Raw genomic sequence first — 652 nt, 5'->3', positions numbered from 1 at the left:
ATGCGAGACATTTGGTAGAAAATGACAGTGAAGAGAACCGAGCAATGAATCGTCGAATTGAAATCGATCTTATTGTGGGCAACTAACGGTTGGGCAAGGAAATGAGTATTAAAGAAATAGGCAGAGTATTTACCCAAAGATGGTTTCTTGGTTTAGTCGGTGTAGCCGCGTGCTCCATTTTTATTTGGGTTGTAGGTCCTCTGATCACGGTTGCAGGTTACGAGCCGCTTAAAAGTGATTTTCAACGTTTAGTTACGATCCTAGTGATTGTTTTTGCTTGGGCGCTTATCAACTTAACAAAGCAGCACAAACAGAAAGTTAGAGAAGACGAAAGTATTCAGACGTTGCTTGAAGTAGACAGCCAATCAGACAAAGAAGCCGCCAGTGAAATTGACGTAATGCGCGATCGTATAGAGCAAGCGATCAAAGTTGTGACAAAAACGCATAAAAGAAAGCGTAGTTTGTACGATTTACCTTGGTACGTTCTAATTGGTCCTCCTGGAACAGGTAAAACCACGGTTTTAAAGCAATCTGGCTTGGAATTTCCGTTAGCTGAAAGCTTAGGAGCTGACTCTATAGCTGGTGTAGGTGGAACACGTCACTGTGATTGGTGGTTTGCTAATAAAGCAGTACTTATTGATACAGCAGGACG

General features: G+C 42.2%; 1 pseudogene. It reads left to right on the top strand.

What is annotated here, in order from left to right:
- Positions 1-101: 101 nt before the first annotated feature.
- Positions 102-652, top strand: a pseudogene (locus tag R7Z50_RS28210) (type VI secretion system membrane subunit TssM); the annotation flags it as partial.

The organism is Vibrio sp. 1249-1, from assembly GCF_033340495.1.
This window is presented reverse-complemented; position numbering and strand designations above follow the sequence as displayed.